Here is a 21,352-nt window from a genome sequence, read left to right as displayed (position 1 = left end):
TCCTCTCTTCTCATTTCCACATGTATTACATATGTAATATTCAGTTATTATATTTGTAGTTTTAAAAGTCAAGTTACAGAATTTTGATAGTAGAACTCACCGACTGATTATAAAATACGCCGTCGTTATGTCCCTAGTACACTTATCTATTTTGAAGTCGTTTTCTTCTGAACGCGGACATATGTGCCTCGATTGCATGAAACGACGGTTAATTATAGCAGAAACCGACATTCGCCCTCAAATAAAGGGCGCGATGTCGGCTTTAAACTTAACGGCCAAACTCCTTATCGATTAGTTTATTGTGAGCCGGCTCCACTTCCGGGGCTACAAGTTGATGCACGTTACCAAAATATGCTGCCCGCCTAAAGATCCGAAGGCTCTTGATTCAAAACCGAAAATACTCACAGTCTTCAACTCCTCAATAAAGAGAGAGCTTATTCAGGATTCCAAGTAGGACACTCCTGAATAAGCTCAATCAGAAATCTAAATCTTTCAATATATCGAATTTTGCTTTTTCATGATAGCGCTGGGTGCCTCTGGCAATCACTTAGGGCGAGGTGCGGCTGGCCCGAGCCCTATTGAGCAGAGCCAATTCAGCGCTACCTCATGCAGCACGTTGATGTTGTCTACCTGACAATGTTCTAATCCGCCAAGTCGTCTATCCTCTATCGGGAAGAACGTCTTGTTTTTCGAACCCGCTTGCTCATAATTTTTCAATGCTTGTGTCAGCGGATTGGGCTGAACCAGTATCTCTTCCGCTCCGTGCATTACAAGAAGCGGACATTCTATCTGGTGGAGCACGCCTTCAAGATCATAGGCAAAACGCGGATTACCCGCAAAGTCCTCCAAGCTTTTTGCCCCCAGAATTCTCATGCCATGCGCGGCCAAACTCGGTGGCATCCATTTAAGCATTGCATCCCAATCAAAGGCGTGCGTACCGCCGTCGGAGATAACGGCAGCAATCCTGTGATCGAACGAAGCGAATCGCAAAGAGTCGTAAGCAGCAAAACTCTCACCGTGCACGATAATCTTATCAGGGTCGACTTCCGGCCGCGTTAGAAGAAAGTCGATTGCTCGAGAATGGAAAGCCTCACTGTCCGCTCGTCTTCCTTTTCCCTTTTCGTACAGCGAGAGGCCGGTACCAGGCTGGTCATAGACCAGAAAGTTATATCCACACGAAATAAAAGCGGGACCTAACCAGAAATAGTTTTCAATTGACCACTCGTCGCCACCGTTGAGAGCAAAAAGGGTCGGCTTCGGACCTTTTATCCAGGAAGGGGAGAAGAAGTAACCATCCAGCTTGACATCTTCGTAATCGACTTGGATCTTCTCTGGTTGGACATCGAAGTACTTTCCGGCAGCTTCGAAGAGTTCACTTACTTTTTTAAATAGACGGATTTTCTCGGTGTCATCATCCATCACCGCATATTCCGCAATTCTGTAGTAATTGCAAGCACGAATGTAGCAGTTTCGTGCTGTATACCAGTTTCCACCTGTTTCTGCCTCCTTGCCGTGTCTTTCCAATGCCTGAGCCGTTATGAGCCATTCCCTGTGCCACGTATCTTTGTCATCGGGCTCGATTTTTTTGCAGGCCTCGTAGATCTCGGTGACATCCGTAGCACCGAGGCTTGCCATACCTAAAGCTTTGGTGACTTGGTATGACATCATGTAGTGATTGGGCCAACGGCTGAACTCAATTGACATTGTAACATCCTCCTTTTCCAGTTCTAGTTATTGCAGTTTTTACTACAAGTAATTTTTACAACACAAAGATAAAGCTTCTTTAAAAGAAAAATAAATGTTTGTAAAGAGAATATAAAAAATTATAAAACACTGAAAAAATAAAAATGGCTGCTGCCTGGGTGTTCACAGCTGGCAGCAGCCTTTAACTCCTGTTGTAAAAGAAAATGCGCAACAATAAAATCAGTGTTGTGCGGCCAAGGGAAGGCTGAATCTTATCCCCAAACCGCCATATCCAGAAGGGTAGGCGCCAATTTCGCCCCTATGATGTTCAATAATGGATTTACAGCTTGCAAGCCCCAGCCCCAGCCCGCCCTTTTGGATTTGCCGAGATTTATCCACAGTGAAAAATTTGAGGAACAGAGAAGATATATCCTTATCCGGGACTCCAATTCCATTATCCTCGATTTGAAAATAGGCATACTGTCCTAGCGGGTATCCGGTCATATACACTTTCAGCTTATTTTTCCCTCCATATCTTACAGCATTGCTAAAGAGGTTGCCGAAAACCCGACGTATCATCGGTTCGTTGACCATCAGCCATATATTTTCCGTGAATGAATGGTGGCAAGTAAGCTCGTTGTCAAGTCCCGCCAACTCATACTCATATTCAAGTGCAATATTTTCAAATAATTTTGATGCTTTTACAGGTTTAGCTATCATAGATTCCAACTCCAATTTTTCTTTGGTGAAGCTGGAGAAATCATTGATGAGTTCGACCATAAATCCTGACTTCTTTTGAATTAAATCATAATATTCCTGCTTTTCAGTTTCTGGTAAATCCTTGTGCGTAGCCAGCAGTTCAGTAAAGCCATTAATAGATGTCAAGGGTGTTTTCAAGTCGTGGGCAATTGCCGCGATCATATCGGTCTGCTCTTTGTGCGCGAGTTGAAGCCGATGCTCCATCTTATTAAAGTGTTTATAAAGTTCTCCGATCTCGTCATTACTTCTCAGAGCTAGCGGAGGCAGTGGATGTACAATATTTACTTCTTCAAGCCTGGTATTCAGAAGCTGAATGGGTTTCTCTATGCAAAAATGAATATAGATAATCAGAATAATAAATATGAAACAGGCAATTGCAAATATGGGCAGGAGCAATGCTATATATCGCGAGTCCAGCAATGAACTGCGTATAGGAGAGTATACTGCAAAGACAAACTTCAGGTATATTCCAACCGAAAACATGAACATTATAAACATCAGCAGGAACAAAAGAGGAAGCTTTATTTTCAGTTTCATACTATTGCTCTCTTTCCGTGTATTTATATCCTACGCCCCATATTGTTTTAATAAAGTCATATTCAGGACCAAGTTTCTTACGGATATTTTTTATATGAACCGTTACGGTATTTATTTCTCCGTATTCGTCTCCCCAGACGTTTTCATATATCTGCTCACGAGTCAATACATTATTGGGGTGGCGCATGAGGATAGACAGAATCTGAAATTCCTTTGTTGATAAGTCGAGCTTCCTGCTATTCAGGAATGCTTCAAACGTCTTATCGTTCAAAATGAGCGCAGAATTCGTCTTTTCGTTACTGGGACTAAGTTCATCCCATTCTTTAAAAAGCCTATCCACTTTTCTGAAGTGAGCCTTTATCCTGGAGGCAAGCTCCTGAATACTGAAAGGTTTGGTCATGTAGTCGTCTGCTCCTATTTCAAGCCCGACGATTTTATCAATGTCCTTATCACGCGCACTTAAAAACAAAATTGGAACATTATAAGAATTTCGGATACTTCTGCAGACATCAAGTCCATCCATATCAGGCATCACTATATCAAGAACGATGAAATCAATGTTATTTTCTTCCAATACAGATAAGGCTTCTCTACCCGAATATGCCGGAAGTATTGCAAATTGCTCATACCTTAAACTCTTTGTGATGAGTTTTACGATTTCTTCATCGTCGTCAACAACTAATATCGTTTTTAGCATATTTGTACCTCCGAGTCGCTTTAAATGGACTGTATTTATAAGACAAGAGCCGTATGGACTTCTCGCATTGAAAAACGTCTCTTCAGTTCCGGATAAGCTGGAAAAGAAACTTAAGCAACGCTCTGGACAATGCTGGCTTTAACAAGCTGGCATACTCTTTAATAGCGGTCGAGCTATGCACTTATTCCAGCTTGAAGGCCTGCCACTATGATTTTAATTACTCTTCTTACACCTTTTAAGATCTCATATATAAATAGAAATTCAACATAGATATAGGAATAGTAATTCCTTTTCCATTTTGCATCCATATTGTTAACCTCTTCTGCTCCTCTGCAAAAACTACAGGCAAATAAGCTCTTCACTACAAATCTAGACGACTAAACTCCCAATCTATCTTTCCTCAGCTTTGTTGTAATCTGTCGTGCTGATTGGGCTCAACACAAGAACAGATCAACAGTCGGAACACGTTGATCTCTTCTTGTCGCCTCACTCTGCTTTTCTTTTTCTACCGTTCTCGTCTCTCAAACCGAGGAGATACAAACTCAGTATCCTCAGGTTACGTGTCCCCCTCTCCTTTCTATTTCCAATGCCTACCGTCTTCTGGTGTTTGCATATCCAGTGTCACTGGATCATTTCAAACGGACAAAATGTATTTTTCCAAGCCTATTTTCAATCCGTCTTCATCATTGCTCGATGTGACCCAGTCGGCAATTTTCTTAACTTCCTCCGGTGCATTCCCCATTGCAATCCCAAGGCCTGCGTACAAAATCATATCCATGTCATTATAGTTGTCTCCAATGGTCATCGATTCACGATAAGTAATATTAAATATCCCCTCGAGTTCCTGAATGGCATACGATTTGGACACCATCTCATCCATAATTTCCAGATAGGTTCCCTTGGATTTATAAACACTGATACCCGTAACTTCTTTTTTGATTTGTTGTACAAGCCGCTCAATGTCTTCGGGAGGTCCCATGCATAAAATTTTGTGAGTATCATGATCTTCTTCTAAATATGAGGGGAGCACCCTCTGTATGGGAGAGGCATTAATAATCCTCGCTTCCTGAATTACCCATGGATTTTGAGTGTTATCAACGATCCACTGGTCATAGCCATATAGGTTAAAACTAATAGAAGGATAATGATCCGTTACAATATCGTATATTTGTTTAATGCTCTTTTTTGATAAGCAGATGCTATGGAGGATTTCCCTATCAAAGCCCAATATTAGAGCACCGCTATAACAAATGACGGGAGCGTGAATATTGAGCTCTTGCTGAAGAGGAAAAATGCTGCTTGGCATTCTCGCTGAAACAAGTACAAAAGGGATATTTCTTCCCACAACTTCTTGGATTGTATTTTTGGTGTCGAATGTAATTTGATGTTTTGAATTTAACAACGTCCCGTCAATATCGCTAAAGATTGCTTGTATCATGGCCCATGCCCCCTTGCGATTTTTTATCACTATTCTTCCTCAAGCACCTTGATAACTTCTACTCCGCTATCCTGCAACATCAGCAATGAATGCTTCGGGGCATCCTGATTTGTAATTAGAATATCAATTTCGGAAAAATTCAGACCTTTAAACGGGCTTGTTAAATTAAATTTTTTGAAATCGGCAAGTAAAAATACTTCTCTGGCACGCCCCGATACCAGCTTTTTAACTAAAGCATCATCACGGTTTGCAAAATACACTCCGTCTTCCATAATGGCGGCAGCTCCTAAAAAAGCTTTGTCAAAAAAAACATCGTTCAACTGCATAGCCGTGTCGTAGTCATAAAAAAAACGGTTTTCATGATTAAATTTGCCCCCGAGCAAATTTATGTTAATTTCACTTTTTGCTGATAAAGCTTCTGCATTATCCAACGAGTGTGTGTAAACCGTCAGTTTCTTGTCCAGTTGCCCGCAGAGCAGTTGAATGGTAGTCGACACATCCATGAAGCAAACATCTCCGTCAGCGATGTGCGCAGAAGCTGCTTTTGCAATAAGCATCTTTTGCTTTGTTGCTGAGGTTACACGTTCCTTGTAGGCTCTTATTTCTTCTTTTAATAAGGGTAAGGCAATACCTCCATGGGTTCTGATAACCCCCCCTTCATGAACAAGCCTGATAATATCCCTTCTTGCCGTATCTCTCGAGATGTTCAATAAGTCGCAAATTTCCGAGTTTGATAATTGGTTACGGCTTTGGAGATACTCCAAAATTTTTAAAAGTCTTTCCTCTTGGTGGATATAACCCCTCCCCCTTTCCCTATATTCATCATAAGCAATTTAACGCTTTTTGTTAAGTATTTTTAAGTGTTTTTCAAAAAAATAAGCAAATCGCTTATGTTGAGTATTTCACATGATAAGCTTCCCCGGTCCACGTGCTAATACTCTCCAATATTCCGTATGATTCATTCCTACCTAGAAAAGCCTGAACGGCGCTGGCTCCTTTAGCCACATCTAATCCTACAACCAGCTCCATAACATACTCCCTAATATTAAAGCTGCCGCCACTTCCACGATGGTTCTTTTCATAGCTTCAATTGTGATACGAGATCCCTGTCTCAACCAGCTCAAACATGGTCATTGGGGGCAGTGAGAGAACTGTTTTCACGACGGGGCCACCCCAATAAAGTCCACGTTCTCTCGGCTACCGCCATCATATGACGCCTAAGAAAAAAGGCCAACCAGAAATCTCTGGTTGACCTAATAATACGAAATAAAGTCCTAGACTGTCGCTATTTTATTGAATTAACGTTCCCAGTTAGTTGGACAAGATTATTAGAACTGAACGCTAAATCCATTAAATTTATGAATCCCAGTTCCAAATTTGGCGAGATCATTTTCCCTCAGAAATTTAACTGCAATTTTTACTTCATCTAAAATTATTGGATTAAGTCCTAATGTATTATGAGAACCATATACCATTTTGACGTTGGGTATTCTTGCAATCCTTTCTAATGAATTTACTAAATCGACAGGGTTCGTTGAAGGATAAAAAGCATATATTGGCGTTTCATCATAAAGCAGGTCGCCAGTAAATAAATACCCTCTTGTTTCATCGAAAACTGAAATATGGCCAGGAGTATGTCCTGGAGTGTGATATATAATTAATCTTCTGTCCCCTAGATCGAATATATCACCATCCTTCAATAATCCTGTCGGCTTTCCTTTAAAAGGCTGGTATGTATCCGGATCAAATGTTTCTGGTGTAGGCAAAGTTATATCTCTTCTAATATCCTTCCTGATTTGTTCTATTGTTAAGCCTTGAATCCCATTAATTAGCCAGTCTTCATCTCCTTTATGGACAAAGATCCGTTCAAATTCGCCATGGTTTCCGATGTGGTCAGTGTGGACATGTGTCGTAATAACTTTTAGAGGTAAGGATGTCAACTGGTCTGTTATTCTCTTGATATTATCAATCCCAAGACCTGTATCAATTAACACCCCTTGTTGATTCCCCAATAATAAAAATGAATGTACTTTCTCCCAATGCCCGTATTCACTTAAACCAATGATCTTTAATCATACAAGCCTCCCAATTAGATTCTCCACGTCTTCTAAATTATACACTTATTTATCGCATTGAACTATTCCGCCCGTTAGCTTAATGAAGTATCGTCAGTTGTCATCAAGCAGCCCCCACAGAGTATCTCTGTCGGGGCTGCTTCTTCTTTTTCTTTTACCCATCGCGATCTAATAACTAACTCCATTTGCTTATCCGTCAAGGAGGAGTACACTAATCTTTTGCAGTAGGTCGTCCTGAAAATCTTCACTCTCCTCGGATAAATTTTGGACAAACTTATTGTACAGTGACACAAAGCTTACCTCTTTTTGACACAAAGTTGTGAAATAATGAGTAAAAAAAATCTGAAGAACGCCAAATTCGCCAGCAGCTAATATGCTTGAGTATCAACCGTAATATAATGAGAATCTTACTCCTCTTCAAACTTTAAGCCAACACAGATAGCGTTACCGCTGTGTAATGTACACTGTTAGAGTTTGGCTAAAATGTTATAGTACTGATCGATTCCTGCATCCAGATATCTGCGTGTTTCTGTGCAAATTGTTGGAAAGAGACAGATGCCTTCCCAGTCACCCTCATTACAGTATCCGTACTTAGATTTTCCGCCCCTTCCTCGCGAATTTTACGGTCGAGTCTGGTCATGATTTCTGCATAATCCTTGCTTATCCCTGCTGCTAACCAGCTGTGGGTCAATTCATCATCTGATATTGATTTGTGTATAACCTTTCTTCCCGTTACTTCACTAATAATTAGACTAACATCATCATATGAAAGAGAATCCGGCCCCGTAATCATATGCTCCGTATTATGTGCATCCTCATCAGTAAGTGCTCTTAAAGCGACTTCAGCGATGTCTTCAGCTGCTACAAAGCCAACTTTACCTTGCCCTGCTGCGCTAAAAATCAAATTTTGTTGTGAGATGGTTGCTGCATGCTGACCTTCGGTGAAATTTTGCATAAAATAAGAAGGCCTGAGCACGGTCCATTCTGGAACCAATTTCTTCAGTAATTGATGGACAGGGCCAAATACCGGACCTTCCTCTGGAATGGATGCACTGCTGAGAAGTACAAACCGCCGTACTCCCTGTTTTAACGCCTTTTCAATAAATGGTTTCATTACTTTAATGGGTTCTGGGTCGCCCACGGGTGCAACCAAATAAACTCGTTCAATATTATACAGGACAGGGAGAAAAGTCGAACTATCGTACCAGTTGAAATAGACTTGATTTTGAGGGGTTGTAATGGCTTCTTTATTCCTCATGGTAATGGTGTAGGAATATCCCTGCTGATTCAGCCTTTCTGCAATTCTTATCCCTGTCTTTCCTGTTCCGCCTGTAATAAGTATCTTTTGTTGATTCATCATTTTGTTTTATCTCCTTTTAATTGTAAGTTTAAAAATCTAGCCTTGTGCGACTTCAAGTAAGACCGTTGGATTCCAATAATCCTTAAAAAGTGTTATCTTCCCATCCTTTAAGTGAAACATGGAAATATACCGCTGCCGATACGTTTTTTCTGTTCCTGTCATTACAGCATCGCATGTATACTCAGCAACCAATTTATCTTTAGATACAAACAGGTCTGGAGATGAGAAAGAGAGGATATTCATTTGCTTGAACAGCTCAATAATGTAATTACGAATTTCTTCAATACCGACCAGTCTTTGAGTATAACCCTCTGGAGCATAAGGAAACTCAACGACGGCATCTTCTCGAAATAGCGTTAACCATCTTTCAAGATCCTGTTTTACTAAACTGCTTTGAAACACCTTTAGAATTTCGGTTGCCTGGGCTTCAGGAAAATTTCCACTTGTCATATCCATCTCTCCTTTTTAATAGATCATTCAGTCCAAAATAAACAAAAAAAATATCAAAATCGGACTGTTTGGTCTGGAAATTCGAAAAATAATAATGAAGCCATGATAAAGCTCCATTATTAATCCAATACAGATAAACTTACCGCGACGTAATCATCCATAACCTTGGGGTCACTCGTCATTTTGGCCAATTGGGTCAAGGAGTATCTTGCAAAATTCAAGTAACGTGCCAAAGCTCGAAGGTCTCGGTCACTCGAGATTTCTCCATTCTCCTGACCTCGAACCAGAGTTTCAAAAAAGGCTTCTTCCAGTGTATCTAAATCTTTTAATAAAAAAGCTTTGATCTCCATGTCATGAGGCATCTGATCAATAGCTGAAAAAATAATAAAACATTCCTTTTGCCGGTTCTTATCCTTTAATACCTTTGCTGCTTCATGAAATACATAAGCTATCCCCTGCTTTGCAGATTCAGAGGTTGCTAAATACTTCATGACTGCGTTACTCTTCTCATTAACGTAATGCTTCAGAGCAAGGACAAACAAGTCTCTCTTCGTACCATACGTGTCGTATAAGCTTTGCCGGGCAATGCCGAGTCCCTTCAGTAGTTGAGGCAGTGAGGCTCCTTCATAGCCGTAATGTCCGAATACTTCCATAGCTTTATGAAGTACTTCTGTCGTATCAAATTCTTTGTTTCTTCCCAACTTCATCCTCCTTTCATCCTCATTATATTTTTTCAAGACTAAATAGTCAAGAAAACCTACATATTAATTCGTCCTCATATATCGAAATGGATATAAGTCAGCAGCTTCAAAGAGATTTTTCTTTGTTCGTCATATCTATAAGCAGAGAGTAAGCATACGGCTATCCACTAAGACTTCCCGATCGCAGACTTAGGAGAGAAACTCTTTTCCCCATACTCTTATAGAATCGATAATACTCGACAATTTATTTCCTTGTTCAGTTAGGAAGTATTCTACTTTGGGTGGCACAGTGTCATCTACCACCCTCTTCACAATTCCATCCGCCTCGAGTTCCCTGAGCTGTAAAGTCAGCATTCGTTGTGAAATCCCTGGTATTAATCGTCTAAGTTCATTAAATCTGACCGATTTTTCGGATAAAATGTCGATAATGATTCCCTTCCATTTTCCTCCTATCATATGTAAAGCCATTTCAACAGGGCAGGCTCTTATAACCTCTTCACTGCAATCGCCATATCCTTTTAATCCATATCCCATATCGCCACTCCTTTCATTAAGTTACAAAAATGTGCGTACTTACAAGTATCAATCATTTTCACTATATTAATTATATCAAAAATGAAAGGAGTTCATATTGTGATTAGATGAGAAATAGTCATGAAAAAGATAAGAATTTAATACATTTTTGTAAGTACAGGTTTTAGAAAATAGATTAGGGAGGTAATTTTATGTATAAGTCCAAGATCGTATTAATTACAGGTGGAAACAAAGGTATTGGTTTTGAGACAGCAAGACAATTGGGAAACATGGGGTATGAGATTTTAATAGGAGCAAGAAGCGAAAAAAAAGGGCATGAGGCCGTAACATTATTGGAAACGGAGAAAATTAAAGCTAAAACAGTGGTTCTTGATGTCACAAACACAAGCTCTGTTCTCTCCGCAGTGGAATGGATCAAGGAAGAATACGGATTGCTTGATATCTTGATTAATAATGCAGGCGTGTTTTTAGAAGGCGACATACCTCCGAGTGAATTGGAACTGTCCGTTCTGAAGAGTACTTATGAGACAAACGTTTTCGGCGTATTTTCTACTACTAAAGCAATGCTTCCATTGCTCCGAAACTCTTCTTCCGGAAGAATCGTTAATCTATCCAGCGGATTAGGTTCCTTAACCTTGAATTCAGACCCAACGTCGGAATTTTATAATGTGAATTCGCTCGCCTACAATAGTTCCAAAACGGCTGTAAATGCTTTAACCGTTTTCTTTGCTAAAGAATTAAGCGATTCTCCTGTTAAAATCAACTCAGTTTGCCCTGGATTTACAGCTACCGATTTAAATGGTAATAGTGGCTATCGTTCGGTCGAACAAGCAGCCTCCATTGTAGTGAAGCTTGCCACAATAAATAGTGACGGTCCAACTGGTGGCTTTTTTGACGATCATGGAGTTGTGCCTTGGTAAAACAGAAGGAATGGTTAGCGATACTGAAGACCTGTTGCTTCATCCCAAGATTGTCCAGAGTAGCGGAATAGATTCTCTGTGTACTCAACCCATGTTCATATCCATTGTCGGCATAGGGTCAAGCCTTGTCCTCTGTCCACATAAACCAACCAGTGGAAGGAGTCCATGACGAACCAGTCATGGACTTCAGGTTCTTCTTCTCCGCGTTCATCCATGCATCATATTCATCGAAAGTCCAGTATTCCACAGCAGGCACTGAAACGATGACCTCAGTTTCCACTTATCCAACATAGCTGGGTGCCGAATATATAAACTCGTAATCGGCGTTAGCCCTATCTCTTGATGCTTGCAAGCTTTCATTGCTGATTTGGCAAGGCACGAAGAACGATATGGAAAGGGATATGATATACTGAGGGAGATAATTTTAGATAGTTTATTTTATATCGGAGGAGTAGTCAAAATGCTATCGGAAAAAGTGATCAATTATTGCAAAAGCAAAAACTGGTGGTTTGAAGACATTACAGAGGAGTATGAACACGCATTAGTAAAGTTAGGCATCGATTTGGGTTCAGATTTTGCTGCGTTTTATTTGCATGCAGAGGATGGGCCGACTTTCATTAATAGACGACGTGAAATCTACCAGATTTGTTGGTTTATGATCAATTCTTCGGATTATATGTTAGGCATGGAGAGAACTCATGTCGGTTTAAACCTGCCTGAAGAATACATTCCGTTGGATAACTTTGAAGGGGAGTTCGGCTTTTTTTATAATAAGAACACAGACGAAGTGATAGGCTTAGGATTGGGCCAGCAGATGGAGGATTTTTTTGCTGGTAAATTGAATTCGCAATGGAAAAGCTTTAACTCTTTCCTAGAATGGTATTTTGAACTGACAGATTTGTCTGTGACTATATAGAAAAAGGCCGTCAGCTACCGCCGCTACCACTGAAGATTACTTCAATGAAAAAAAGCAGCCCTCTTGAACTGCCCTACTGCTAGTATTTCAACAATAGGATGAGTTCATTCAAGGGCTACCTCATTTACCAAGTAATTATTCAGCGTTTTTTAAGTATTCAAGTTCTTTGACAATACCCGGAAATAATTTATCTAGGTTGTAAAATGCCAGAAACAAAATTTGCAGAACAGCCAAGATAATTGGAACGTAGATAAACATGAAATGAATAGACGCTAGCGCAGTGGCACTGATTGTTGCTTGTCCACCAGCATATCCTCCCAATGCCAGTCCCCAGCCGATGACTGCTGCTCCCAAACCGCCTCCCGCTTTTGTGCCGAAACTACCCGCACTATACACCAGTCCTTCGGTACGCATTCCTGTCTTCCATTCGCCATACTCAATGGTATCTGCCAACATGGCAAAGAAGGTTCCGAGAATAGCCGCATGACCAAGCGCTTTAATAACGAGCCCCAGACAGACCGCCATAAGACTTGTGGGACTGACGGCAATGACAACCGATCCCACAATCAAGAGGATACTTCCTATAATAGAAGAATTCCGTTTACCGATCCGCTTAACGACGGGGGGCAATAGCATATAACCAAACAGGGAAGGAAGCAGTAAGGATATGCCGAGCACTCCAATCAGATTGGCGTCTTTTAACACATAACGTGCGTAGTAAATATTCATACCTGTGCCCAGTGCGTTATTTATAAAATAGACCACAGCAAACCCAAGAATCAATTTCCAATATTTATTACGCATCAGCGCTCCAAAAGCGCGTCCAAACGGAATTGGCTTTTGTACAACAGATGGAGTGACCCTTTCCTTGGTACTAAAGAAGGTGACGAGAAATAAGAAAGTTCCGAGCAATCCAAATATAATAAAGGTGAAAATCCACCCTTTTTGACCGCCGCCGAACGACTTCACTAACGGGAGGGTGAAATAATTAATTAGCAAGGCACCAATATTCGCCAGACTCATACGAAAAATATTGAGCAAAGAACGCTGGTATGAATCCTGCGTTATCATGGAATTAAGCACACCATAAGGGACATTAATACTGGAATAGATAAAGTTCATCAGCAGATAGGTAACGTAAATGTATAAAATAGTGATTGTCATATTTCCACTTGGAACCGTGAACAAGAGAATTCCAGACAACGCAAATGGCCCGGACATCCATAGTAACCAAGGACGGGCCTTCCCGTGTCTGCTCTTCGTTTTATCGATCAAAGCCCCAATCGCAACATCAATAAACGCATCCAGTACGCGTGCAACTAGCATTAAAGTACCAATGACCCCGGCGCTGATCCCGATTACATCTGTGTAAAAGTAGGACAGAAATGTCATTGCGGCGGCAAACAGTAACTGGCTGGCAAAATCACCGAATCCATAGCCCATTTTTTCTTTCAGCGTAATATTTGTACCGGTTTGCACTGAAGCCTCATTTCCCATTACAACCATATCGCTCGAACTTCTCATGCTCATGCTCCTTTTCCCTTGTTATTCTTTACAACCCAAGGCCATAAGGAAAACGTTTTCTAAATAATTAAAAAAAGAAGCTGAAATACCTTTAATCCAGCTTATTATTGGTAAAAACAATTATTTTTGTCCAAAAAATACTAGAAAACGTTTTCCGAAGTTGATTATACTCCCCTAATAAACCAAGGTCAAGCGCTTTCTTTGCTCTGGAATCTTTGTTAAACTCAATAAACTGATATAATAAATTCAATTCACTTTGAGAACTTATTTCTAAATAAATACTTGCTTGAAAGTCGGTGTGTACAATGAAAATGACTATAAAAGATGTGGCTCGAATGGCCAACGTCTCCATTTCAACGGTTTCCAGAGTAATCAATAACAGCCAGACGGTGAACAGCGAAATACGCAAACGGGTTCAGGATGTCCTTGAAGCCACTCAATTCCGTCCAAATGCCATAGCACGGACACTGGTAAAGAATAATACATCTCTGATTGGAGTACTTCTGCCCGCGATTAAAAACAACGTCTTTGATGACATGGTTGAAGGCATCAATCAAGTAGCGCATCTATACGGCTTCGATGTCATAATCGCCTTGTCAGGGGGGGACGAGGACTCTGAAATACACTATTACAATATGTTCCGTGAAATGCAGGCGAGCGGAATTATTATATCGGTAAGCGAAATCCGGGATACGCTATTCGCGCTCATTGAAGCGGCGGGAATTCCCTGTATCCTTATCGGACGCGATTTTCGAGACCAATCCATTCCTTCCGTGCATGTTGACAACATAACGGCTGCTTTTGAAGCGGTAACTTATTTAATTCAGCAGGGGCATCAGGATATCGCGATGCTGCAGGGGCCAGCGGGGGATATTTCAGTGGGCAATCAGCGTTTTTTGGGCTATGAACAGGCATTAAAGGCCGCTCACCTGCCAGTACGTCCCGAACGTGTATTGGAAAGCGGTTATTCCGTTGAAGACGGCATAACCTCTATGAGAAAGCTTTATCATTCAGGTCCATTGCCTAGTGCGGTGTTCTGCGCAACGGACCGAATTGCCATAGGTGCTATGAACTTTCTGGCCGAGAATGGGGTGAAAATACCTGAACAGGTCTCCTTCTTGGGATTTGATGATATTGATATGGCTACAATAATCCGGCCTAAATTATCAACTGTCCGATATTCAGCATCTGAACTTGGCATGGTCGCCGCCCGCAATCTCATTAAGCTTATTAGAGGAGAAGAATTAGCAGCTGTCCACTGGTCCATATCGCATCAGTTAGAAATTCGGGACAGCATTACAAAACATGGAGTATCCTAACCTTTGATGCTCCTACGTGGTTGCTGGACCTGCTGGGATGGTTTTTTAAGCGAATCCAACGTCAATAATGGAAACGCTATCTTGTAAAGTTTTTTCCAAAAGAACTCAGCTGTTGGGAGTTTTGCCGAATATCCGGTGACCTCGATGAAGGCGGCGTATAAGGTATGGATCATGTCCAAAGAAAATTAAGTTTTAGACTGCCCCCAACATTTCATACGGCGACAGCCACGAACGAGAAAATAAAGTCATATAGACTGCTGCTGTGTTATTGAACTAACGGTTCCAGTTAGTTCAATAACTAATAGACGGGAGGACACATTTGCTTATAGCGCGCCATTCAGTTAAGCACGTCACGGAAGTCGCGAGCGTGAAAGGTCGCCAAGACGGCTGACGGATACTGTACCGTCTCGTACGCTGTCGCAAGCTTGATGATTCCCGCAGCGACGTCCGGATTGTTCGTAATAAGCTTGCCAAATGGCATAATATTGAGCGGGCGGTACGGCCGGTCCGTTAATTATGGTTATCGGAAGATTCAATTGGCGCGCAACGTCAATGGGTTCTATCCGATTTCTCTCAGGCTAGTCCAGAAGCCTGGAGCGATTTTAATTCGATCTGTTAAACGAGCGTTCATGGCTGCCGACATCCTGAGACAATATCCAATTGCAAATCTGACACTACCCCCATAGCTGGAGGCGCTCAAACTGAGGTAATTGGCATAGCCAGCAAAGTTGTCAGCTCCGCCTTGAAGCACTTCCCCGTAATTAAACAGTTTGTCTTTATTGTTCAACGAGCCTAGTACCCGGGGCCAGAAGTTGTAGCCCCCGGGATCGTTAGGCAGCTCAATATGCTTAGCGGCGTCAAATCTGAAGCCGTCGGCGCCCAAGGAAATGGCGTCATTCAGGAAGCCGATAATGATATCTTACAATTCCTGATTAGACGTGTTGAGGTCGGACAGACCAATTCCCCACTGCGTGACTTGCCAACGGTCATTCCAGTTTTCCACGCCTCTGGCCTCATGCCAGAAATAGCGGTTATTCTTGATCACCAGATCAACATTATGCGCCGGCTGATACTGCTGATTTCCACCGCCCGCATTCCCCGTATGATTAGCGACAACATCAACGATAACACTTATACCGTATTTATGCGCTTCCTGGCAAAGCTGTCTGAAATCCTCCCTGCTTCCCAATTGAGAGTTGCCGATATTGAAGTTGATAGGTTGGTACAAAATCCACCACTTGCTGCCTTCTGTCACCCCTTCCTTGTTGGTTTGGATTGGTGAAGTTAGCAAAAGACCAGTTCCACGCATGAAAAATAAGACCATCCTTCGTCCTTTCCGGAAGTTCGTAGTTTGTGGCAGCTGTTAGCTTCGAGTCTGAATCGCCTAACTGCTGAACATCAGCATTCGCCTGTGCTTCGGGAGTAAACCCAATCGTTTGTAACAACAATACGACAAAGAGAACAATACTCCAGGTACATCTCAAAACGGGGCTTGTCTTCCTCCTCATGCTAAACACTCCTTTTTTAATTTTATTTTACAACCAACCTCTCTTAAGAGATTAGGAGTAAACAAAAGAGAGTAAAACAATATGTATTCGCTTTCATATGGGGCAATCGTTTGCATTCGATTGCACTCAATAAGATGACTTCATTTATTTAACAACTTGTCAACATTTATATTCAAGATAAATTTATAAGCTTTTCGGACATTGGCTTCATTGATGAACAGGCTATCTTAGGTTTGAAATATATCTCCCTAGCAAAGCATTGACCAGTAAAAGTATGGTTGATATAATCATAAAAGGAAAAATCATTAGTATAGAGTCTGTCTGAACACGCTGTTCTCATCGTTTATTTTGTAAGCGTGTACAATGATTGTTTTCCAAATAAAAACGGAGGAGGCGATCAATGAATCCATTCTATCAAAATAAATGCCTTTCTTTTTTTTACTTTTTAATGCAACCGATTGCATTATCTATCCTACTAAAATTATCAGGAGGTTGTTAACTTGCTAAGAAAAAAAACGGGGAGTTTTATTTCTTGGTTGATTATTGTATCGCTTTGCTTCAACTTCTTCGGTTTACCCGGTGTAGCTTCGAGTAACAACAATTATACAGCCACCTACACGAATTCTACAGCGACTGATCTTCCATCGACCACCCCTTCGATCACTTCTACCGTTACCGCAACATATACACCTACCACAATACTTAATTCCACTCAAACTGGGTTAACGGTTCACTTTAAGAAGCCCTCAAGCTGGAATTCTGCGATTCGAATCCATTACTGGAATCTGAATCCGGCAACTGTTCCAATAAGCGGGGCGTGGCCGGGAATTCTGATGAAGTCGGATGGAAACGACTGGTACAGTTACACTATCGCCGGGGCTATGGGCTCAAGTCTCATTTTTAATGACGGCAGCGGTAAACAGACGGCCGACTTGTCTCGCAGTGTGAAAGACGGCTGGTATTACACAGATAACACATGGTATGATACCAACCCGGAAATGCCTAAAATTCCAGCGATTTCTGCCTCTCCTGTACCCAAAACATACGATTCGTCCCAAACGGTGACGCTGTCCAGTACCAACCGTGACGATAAGATTTACTATACGCTAGACGGTTCGACACCTACGACATCCTCGACCATGTATACCTCTCCAATTAAAGTTGCTTCTTCTTTGACTATCAAGGCCATCGCTGTCAATTCAATCGGCCAAACTGGAAATGCATCCTCTTTCGATTATGTGATTGACCTGAATACAGATCTGCAAGCTCCCACAATCACAGCGAATTTGCCTGCTGAGCATTCCGATTCCTCAGTGACTGTATCCTTCACGATCAAAGATAACAAGACGGCAACGACCAAGGCATACTATACGGAAGATGGTACGGAACCAACCATAAGTTCAAAAGTTTATGTCCTTGGCAATGCTCTGGTCGGATTGACCGGACCGTCCATCCTTATCTCTAAAACCACGACATTAAAATTTCTCGTTATAGACGGTGCTGGAAATCAAACCAAACAAAGCTTTGTTTATAATATTGGAGATAAGGGCGATTTTCGGGAAGACACTATTTACTTCGTAATCACTTCCCGGTTCTATGATGGTGACCCAAGCAACAATGTACATGCATGGGATGATGCCAAGGCGCGTAATCCCGATTCGGATCCGGCTTGGAGAGGAGACTTCAAGGGGCTGATTCAAAAGCTCGACTATATCAAAGCCCTCGGGTTCAGCGCCATCTGGATTACACCTGTTGTGCAGAATGCCAGCGGTTATGATTACCATGGTTACCATGCAATAAACTTTTCCAAAGTAGACCCTAGATATGAGTCGGCAGGAGCTTCTTATCAGGATTTGATCAATGCGGCCCATGCCAAAGGGCTGAAGGTTATTCAGGACATCGTCGTCAATCATACTGGTAATTTTGGTGAAGAGAATTTGTACCCCATGTTTAAGAAAGATCCGGCTAAACCGGATACTGCTAACAACTTGGTGAAAACTACAGATAAGCTGCCGTCAAACTATGATACTTTGACGCCTGATCAGCAATATCAGGCAAGGCTCGATTTAATGAAGAACGAGGGAACGAATAATAACATTTACCATACGGAGAAAAGTCTTTCCTGGGAATCCTATACAGTTCAAACCGGACAGATAGCGGGAGATTGCGTGGATTTGAACACGGAGAACCCTGTAGTTAACAAATATTTAATTGATACCTACAATCACTATATTGACATGGGTGTGGACGCTTTCCGTGTCGATACGGTCAAGCATGTGAGCCGGTATATTTTCAATAAATACTATATTCCTGCTTGGAAGACAAGAGGCGGCTCGGATTTCTATATTTTTGGAGAAGTAGCCACCCGGTACAGAGATGTCTGGAACAGTGGCATTCCAGCAATTTCGACGCCATTCTATACTTGGAAAAGCTCGAAATCGTATCCGGGCGATGGGAAAAATGACTACGCTTCCAATAAAGCGTCAGTTGAAAAAGAGTGGGCGGACAACTCTACTACAGCAGGACAGCCAACCTCAAACAATGCTTTCTTAAACGGAAATACCTATCATAAGCCTGACTATTCGATGAAATCGGGTATGGATGTGATTGATTTCCCAATGCATTGGGCATTCAAGAGCGCTCATGAAGCATTCAATATGAGAAGTGGCGACCAATACTATAATGATGCTACGTGGAATGTAACCTATGTCGACTCACATGACTATGCGCCTGACCAGGCTCCAGAAAACCAAAGATTCGCGGGTACACAAGATACTTGGGCTGAAAATCTCGATCTGATGTTCACCTTCCGCGGAATACCCGCTATTTTCTATGGTTCCGAAATCGAATTTCAAAAAGGGGCTGTCATTGATCCGGGTCCAAACGCACCACTAAGCAAAACGGGACGGGCTTATTACGGCGATCACATAGAAGGCAATCTTACGGTACAAGATTACGGCAAATACACCCATGCTACCGGAACACTTGCGGAATCGCTCAACCATCCTCTGGCGAAACATATCAGACAGCTTAATTTAATCAGAAGAGCTGTTCCCGCCTTGCAAAAAGGCCAGTATTCCACAGAGAATGTGTCGGGCGATCTGGCGTTTAAGAGAAGATATACCGACAGCGACAAAGGCATTGACAGCTTTGCATTGGTCACGATTTCGGGCAACGCCACGTTTACCGGCATTCCCAACGGAACCTATGTGGATGCAGTGACTGGTGATTCCAAAACTGTTACCGATGGCAAGATTACCCTGACATGCTCCGGTAAAGGAAATGCAAGGGTGTATGTATTGAATGGCAGAGGCGGAATTGGAGAAACGGGAACCTATCTGAAGTAAACTGTAGAATTAGCTAACTGAAGCAACTTTAGTTCGGTACTGCATCGTGAAAAGGTTGCTTTCTAAGTCATTCAACAACTCAGAAAGCAACCTTTTTCATCGAGTTATTCAGTTTGCCAGATATCTTTCAATTTCCAGTATGTCAATTCATTTATTATAGCCTCTCCGCCCTCCGATACGAGTTCTATGCCTAGCAGTTTTTCACTTAGATAGATACGACTGGTCATCGTAGCTTCCCCTTCATTCGCAAATATTTCAATAGATGAGCGATCCAGATATACATGCAACGTCAACTGTCCCTCTGCATTTAAGGTTGTTTGACGTACTCCATCCGTTTTCTTGCCTGATTTAGAGCAATCAAGCATAAGTTTCTGACCCAGGATAGAATAAGTAATAACTGTCTCCTCTTTACCTGTTCCGCAAAGCTTCAAGCCTACCAGGTCTGCACTTGACTTTGTCAGGTCGAACACGACCTTCACTTCAAGCAGATCCGCTTCAACTTCTGCCAAGTAACTACCACAAATAGTGCTAGATTGGCACAAAACATGTTCGCTTTGACGAAGCAACTTCATTTCCTCTACTGGATTCATCAGCAATTTATTATTGGCGCCCAACGTAATTACACGTGGGATCGTCAGCGCTCCGGACCAGCCGTCTGCTTTTGTCGGCATATCCGATTCCCACATATCCATCCAACCAATCGCAATGCGGCGACCTTGATCATCTAGAAAAGTTTGAACCGCATAGAAGTCATGACCGTTATCCAACTCGATGAACTCTCCATGCTGATATTCATTACTATCATAATTATATTCGCCAACATAGTATCCCGTCTGGAACAAGTTATTGTACTTATCTCCTTGTGCATCGATACCTTGTGGGGAGAACATGAATATATGCTTACCGTTCAGTTCAAAGAAATCAGGGCACTCCCACATGAAGCCCATATTCTTATCTCCCTGCAAAAGCACACCATGATAGGTCCAAGTTCTAAGATCAGGAGATGTATATAAAATAACACGTGGCAGATCTTCTTTCGTGCTGTTACCTAGGATCATGTACCATGTATCCTCATGCTTCCATACCTTCGGATCACGGAAATGCTGGGAGCTATCTGTCGGAGGTTCAGCGATTACGGGATTCTGCCCTAATTTTGTAAAATGAATGCCATCTGTGCTTACTGCCACATTTTGATTTTGGAAAAAGATATTATTGGGTTGATCAATATAATGATGGCCAGTATAGATCAGTGTCAGTTCCCCGTTATTATCTACTGCGCTTCCTGAAAAGCAGCCATCAAGATCACACGCATCTCCTGGTGCTAATGCAATCGGACAATGCTCCCAATGGACAAGGTCTTTACTCTTCACGTGACCCCAATGCATTGGACCCCAATTCTCATCATAAGGATGATGCTGATAGAAGGCGTGATATTCACCTTTAAATTGAATTAATCCATTGGGGTCGTTAATCCAGTTTGCTGGTGCCATAATGTGATAACCTAATCGGTACCGCTTGTTCATTTTCGCTTCTGCCTGTTTTAATGCTTCCTCAGCTTGCTTCGTATTGTTAATATATGTGCTG

General features: G+C 41.8%; 21 protein-coding genes. 4 read left to right on the top strand and 17 right to left on the bottom strand.

Annotation, left to right across the window (positions count from 1 at the left end; genetic code table 11):
- Positions 1–543: 543 nt before the first annotated feature.
- The 11 genes from AC5V8P_RS02820 to AC5V8P_RS02770 form a co-directional block, all read right to left on the bottom strand.
- Complete coding sequence (locus AC5V8P_RS02820) at positions 544–1,704, bottom strand: alpha/beta hydrolase family protein (RefSeq protein ID WP_064797165.1); 1,161 nt, start codon at positions 1,702–1,704, stop codon at positions 544–546.
- Between the two features lie 219 nt (positions 1,705–1,923).
- A complete protein-coding gene (locus tag AC5V8P_RS02815; RefSeq protein WP_063211992.1) occupies positions 1,924–2,979 on the bottom strand; it encodes a HAMP domain-containing sensor histidine kinase in 1,056 nt (351 codons plus the stop codon).
- A 1-nt stretch (position 2,980) separates the two neighbouring features.
- The gene (locus AC5V8P_RS02810) at positions 2,981–3,676 is read right to left on the bottom strand and encodes a response regulator transcription factor (RefSeq protein ID WP_064797166.1); all 696 of its coding nucleotides are present in this window, start codon (positions 3,674–3,676) and stop codon (positions 2,981–2,983) included.
- 634 nt (positions 3,677–4,310) lie between these two features.
- Entirely contained in the window at positions 4,311–5,114 is an 804-nt protein-coding gene (locus AC5V8P_RS02805; protein ID WP_063212026.1) for a Cof-type HAD-IIB family hydrolase, read from the bottom strand.
- A 29-nt stretch (positions 5,115–5,143) separates the two neighbouring features.
- Positions 5,144–5,908 (bottom strand): DeoR/GlpR family DNA-binding transcription regulator, encoded by a 765-nt coding sequence (locus AC5V8P_RS02800; protein WP_063211994.1) that lies wholly within the window; start codon positions 5,906–5,908, stop codon positions 5,144–5,146.
- A 94-nt stretch (positions 5,909–6,002) separates the two neighbouring features.
- The gene (locus AC5V8P_RS02795; protein ID WP_155762554.1) at positions 6,003–6,143 is read right to left on the bottom strand and encodes a hypothetical protein; all 141 of its coding nucleotides are present in this window, start codon (positions 6,141–6,143) and stop codon (positions 6,003–6,005) included.
- Between the two features lie 299 nt (positions 6,144–6,442).
- Positions 6,443–7,180: an MBL fold metallo-hydrolase gene (locus AC5V8P_RS02790; protein ID WP_196771877.1), complete on the bottom strand. Its 738-nt coding sequence runs from the start codon at positions 7,178–7,180 to the stop codon at positions 6,443–6,445.
- Between the two features lie 487 nt (positions 7,181–7,667).
- A complete protein-coding gene (locus tag AC5V8P_RS02785; RefSeq protein ID WP_064797167.1) occupies positions 7,668–8,549 on the bottom strand; it encodes an ergot alkaloid biosynthesis protein in 882 nt (293 codons plus the stop codon).
- Between the two features lie 36 nt (positions 8,550–8,585).
- A complete protein-coding gene (locus tag AC5V8P_RS02780; RefSeq protein WP_162305694.1) occupies positions 8,586–8,999 on the bottom strand; it encodes a nuclear transport factor 2 family protein in 414 nt (137 codons plus the stop codon).
- A 119-nt stretch (positions 9,000–9,118) separates the two neighbouring features.
- Entirely contained in the window at positions 9,119–9,700 is a 582-nt protein-coding gene (locus AC5V8P_RS02775) for a TetR/AcrR family transcriptional regulator (RefSeq protein ID WP_063211998.1), read from the bottom strand.
- A gap of 189 nt (positions 9,701–9,889) precedes the next feature.
- On the bottom strand, positions 9,890–10,234 hold the full coding sequence (locus AC5V8P_RS02770) for a winged helix-turn-helix transcriptional regulator (RefSeq protein WP_044785920.1): 345 nt from the start codon (positions 10,232–10,234) through the stop codon (positions 9,890–9,892).
- A gap of 191 nt (positions 10,235–10,425) precedes the next feature.
- Here AC5V8P_RS02770 and AC5V8P_RS02765 point away from each other — a divergent pair, with 191 nt between their 5' ends.
- A complete protein-coding gene (locus tag AC5V8P_RS02765; protein WP_063211999.1) occupies positions 10,426–11,154 on the top strand; it encodes an SDR family oxidoreductase in 729 nt (242 codons plus the stop codon).
- Between the two features lie 118 nt (positions 11,155–11,272).
- Here the strand turns inward: AC5V8P_RS02765 and AC5V8P_RS02760 are convergent, their stop codons facing one another.
- Positions 11,273–11,434 (bottom strand): hypothetical protein, encoded by a 162-nt coding sequence (locus tag AC5V8P_RS02760; protein WP_187360629.1) that lies wholly within the window; start codon positions 11,432–11,434, stop codon positions 11,273–11,275.
- 180 nt (positions 11,435–11,614) lie between these two features.
- On the opposite strand from AC5V8P_RS02760, the gene AC5V8P_RS02755 reads away from it, so the two are divergent.
- On the top strand, positions 11,615–12,070 hold the full coding sequence (locus AC5V8P_RS02755; protein ID WP_063212000.1) for a hypothetical protein: 456 nt from the start codon (positions 11,615–11,617) through the stop codon (positions 12,068–12,070).
- 135 nt (positions 12,071–12,205) lie between these two features.
- On the opposite strand, the gene AC5V8P_RS02750 is transcribed toward AC5V8P_RS02755, so the two are convergent.
- Positions 12,206–13,594 (bottom strand): MFS transporter, encoded by a 1,389-nt coding sequence (locus AC5V8P_RS02750; protein ID WP_064797169.1) that lies wholly within the window; start codon positions 13,592–13,594, stop codon positions 12,206–12,208.
- A gap of 305 nt (positions 13,595–13,899) precedes the next feature.
- On the opposite strand from AC5V8P_RS02750, the gene AC5V8P_RS02745 reads away from it, so the two are divergent.
- Positions 13,900–14,913, top strand: a complete 1,014-nt coding sequence (locus AC5V8P_RS02745; RefSeq protein WP_081276828.1) for a LacI family DNA-binding transcriptional regulator — start codon at positions 13,900–13,902, stop codon at positions 14,911–14,913.
- Positions 14,914–15,250: 337 nt separating this feature from the next.
- On the opposite strand, the gene AC5V8P_RS02740 is transcribed toward AC5V8P_RS02745, so the two are convergent.
- The 3 genes from AC5V8P_RS02740 to AC5V8P_RS02730 form a co-directional block, all read right to left on the bottom strand.
- A complete protein-coding gene (locus AC5V8P_RS02740; protein WP_196771872.1) occupies positions 15,251–15,394 on the bottom strand; it encodes a hypothetical protein in 144 nt (47 codons plus the stop codon).
- Between the two features lie 78 nt (positions 15,395–15,472).
- On the bottom strand, positions 15,473–15,796 hold the full coding sequence (locus AC5V8P_RS02735; RefSeq protein WP_231116882.1) for an alpha-amylase family protein: 324 nt from the start codon (positions 15,794–15,796) through the stop codon (positions 15,473–15,475).
- A 36-nt stretch (positions 15,797–15,832) separates the two neighbouring features.
- Positions 15,833–16,222 carry an alpha-amylase family glycosyl hydrolase gene (locus AC5V8P_RS02730; protein WP_231116883.1) on the bottom strand — a complete coding sequence of 130 codons (390 nt, stop codon included), beginning with the start codon at positions 16,220–16,222 and terminating at the stop codon, positions 15,833–15,835.
- 699 nt (positions 16,223–16,921) lie between these two features.
- On the opposite strand from AC5V8P_RS02730, the gene AC5V8P_RS02725 reads away from it, so the two are divergent.
- The gene (locus AC5V8P_RS02725) at positions 16,922–19,768 is read left to right on the top strand and encodes an alpha-amylase family glycosyl hydrolase (RefSeq protein ID WP_064797170.1); all 2,847 of its coding nucleotides are present in this window, start codon (positions 16,922–16,924) and stop codon (positions 19,766–19,768) included.
- A 104-nt stretch (positions 19,769–19,872) separates the two neighbouring features.
- Here the strand turns inward: AC5V8P_RS02725 and AC5V8P_RS02720 are convergent, their stop codons facing one another.
- On the bottom strand, positions 19,873–21,342 hold the full coding sequence (locus AC5V8P_RS02720) for a glycoside hydrolase family 32 protein (RefSeq protein WP_063212027.1): 1,470 nt from the start codon (positions 21,340–21,342) through the stop codon (positions 19,873–19,875).
- Positions 21,343–21,352 lie beyond the last annotated feature (10 nt).

Source organism: Paenibacillus sp. N119s, from assembly GCF_059447605.1.
Note: the sequence above shows the minus strand (reverse complement) of the source record. Positions and strands in the feature narration are given on the sequence as shown.

Coding starts and splice junctions, on each gene's coding strand:
- AC5V8P_RS02820 (WP_064797165.1), bottom strand. CDS start 1,704: ATGTCAATTGAGTTCAGCCGTTGGCCCAATCACTACATGATGTCATAC.
- AC5V8P_RS02740 (WP_196771872.1), bottom strand. CDS start 15,394: ATGCCATTTGGCAAGCTTATTACGAACAATCCGGACGTCGCTGCGGGA.
- AC5V8P_RS02815 (WP_063211992.1), bottom strand. CDS start 2,979: ATGAAACTGAAAATAAAGCTTCCTCTTTTGTTCCTGCTGATGTTTATA.
- AC5V8P_RS02780 (WP_162305694.1), bottom strand. CDS start 8,999: ATGACAAGTGGAAATTTTCCTGAAGCCCAGGCAACCGAAATTCTAAAG.
- AC5V8P_RS02730 (WP_231116883.1), bottom strand. CDS start 16,222: ATGCGTGGAACTGGTCTTTTGCTAACTTCACCAATCCAAACCAACAAG.
- AC5V8P_RS02805 (WP_063212026.1), bottom strand. CDS start 5,114: ATGATACAAGCAATCTTTAGCGATATTGACGGGACGTTGTTAAATTCA.
- AC5V8P_RS02750 (WP_064797169.1), bottom strand. CDS start 13,594: ATGAGAAGTTCGAGCGATATGGTTGTAATGGGAAATGAGGCTTCAGTG.
- AC5V8P_RS02785 (WP_064797167.1), bottom strand. CDS start 8,549: ATGATGAATCAACAAAAGATACTTATTACAGGCGGAACAGGAAAGACA.
- AC5V8P_RS02810 (WP_064797166.1), bottom strand. CDS start 3,676: ATGCTAAAAACGATATTAGTTGTTGACGACGATGAAGAAATCGTAAAA.
- AC5V8P_RS02765 (WP_063211999.1), top strand. CDS start 10,426: ATGTATAAGTCCAAGATCGTATTAATTACAGGTGGAAACAAAGGTATT.
- AC5V8P_RS02745 (WP_081276828.1), top strand. CDS start 13,900: ATGAAAATGACTATAAAAGATGTGGCTCGAATGGCCAACGTCTCCATT.
- AC5V8P_RS02795 (WP_155762554.1), bottom strand. CDS start 6,143: ATGGAGCTGGTTGTAGGATTAGATGTGGCTAAAGGAGCCAGCGCCGTT.
- AC5V8P_RS02755 (WP_063212000.1), top strand. CDS start 11,615: ATGCTATCGGAAAAAGTGATCAATTATTGCAAAAGCAAAAACTGGTGG.
- AC5V8P_RS02770 (WP_044785920.1), bottom strand. CDS start 10,234: ATGGGATATGGATTAAAAGGATATGGCGATTGCAGTGAAGAGGTTATA.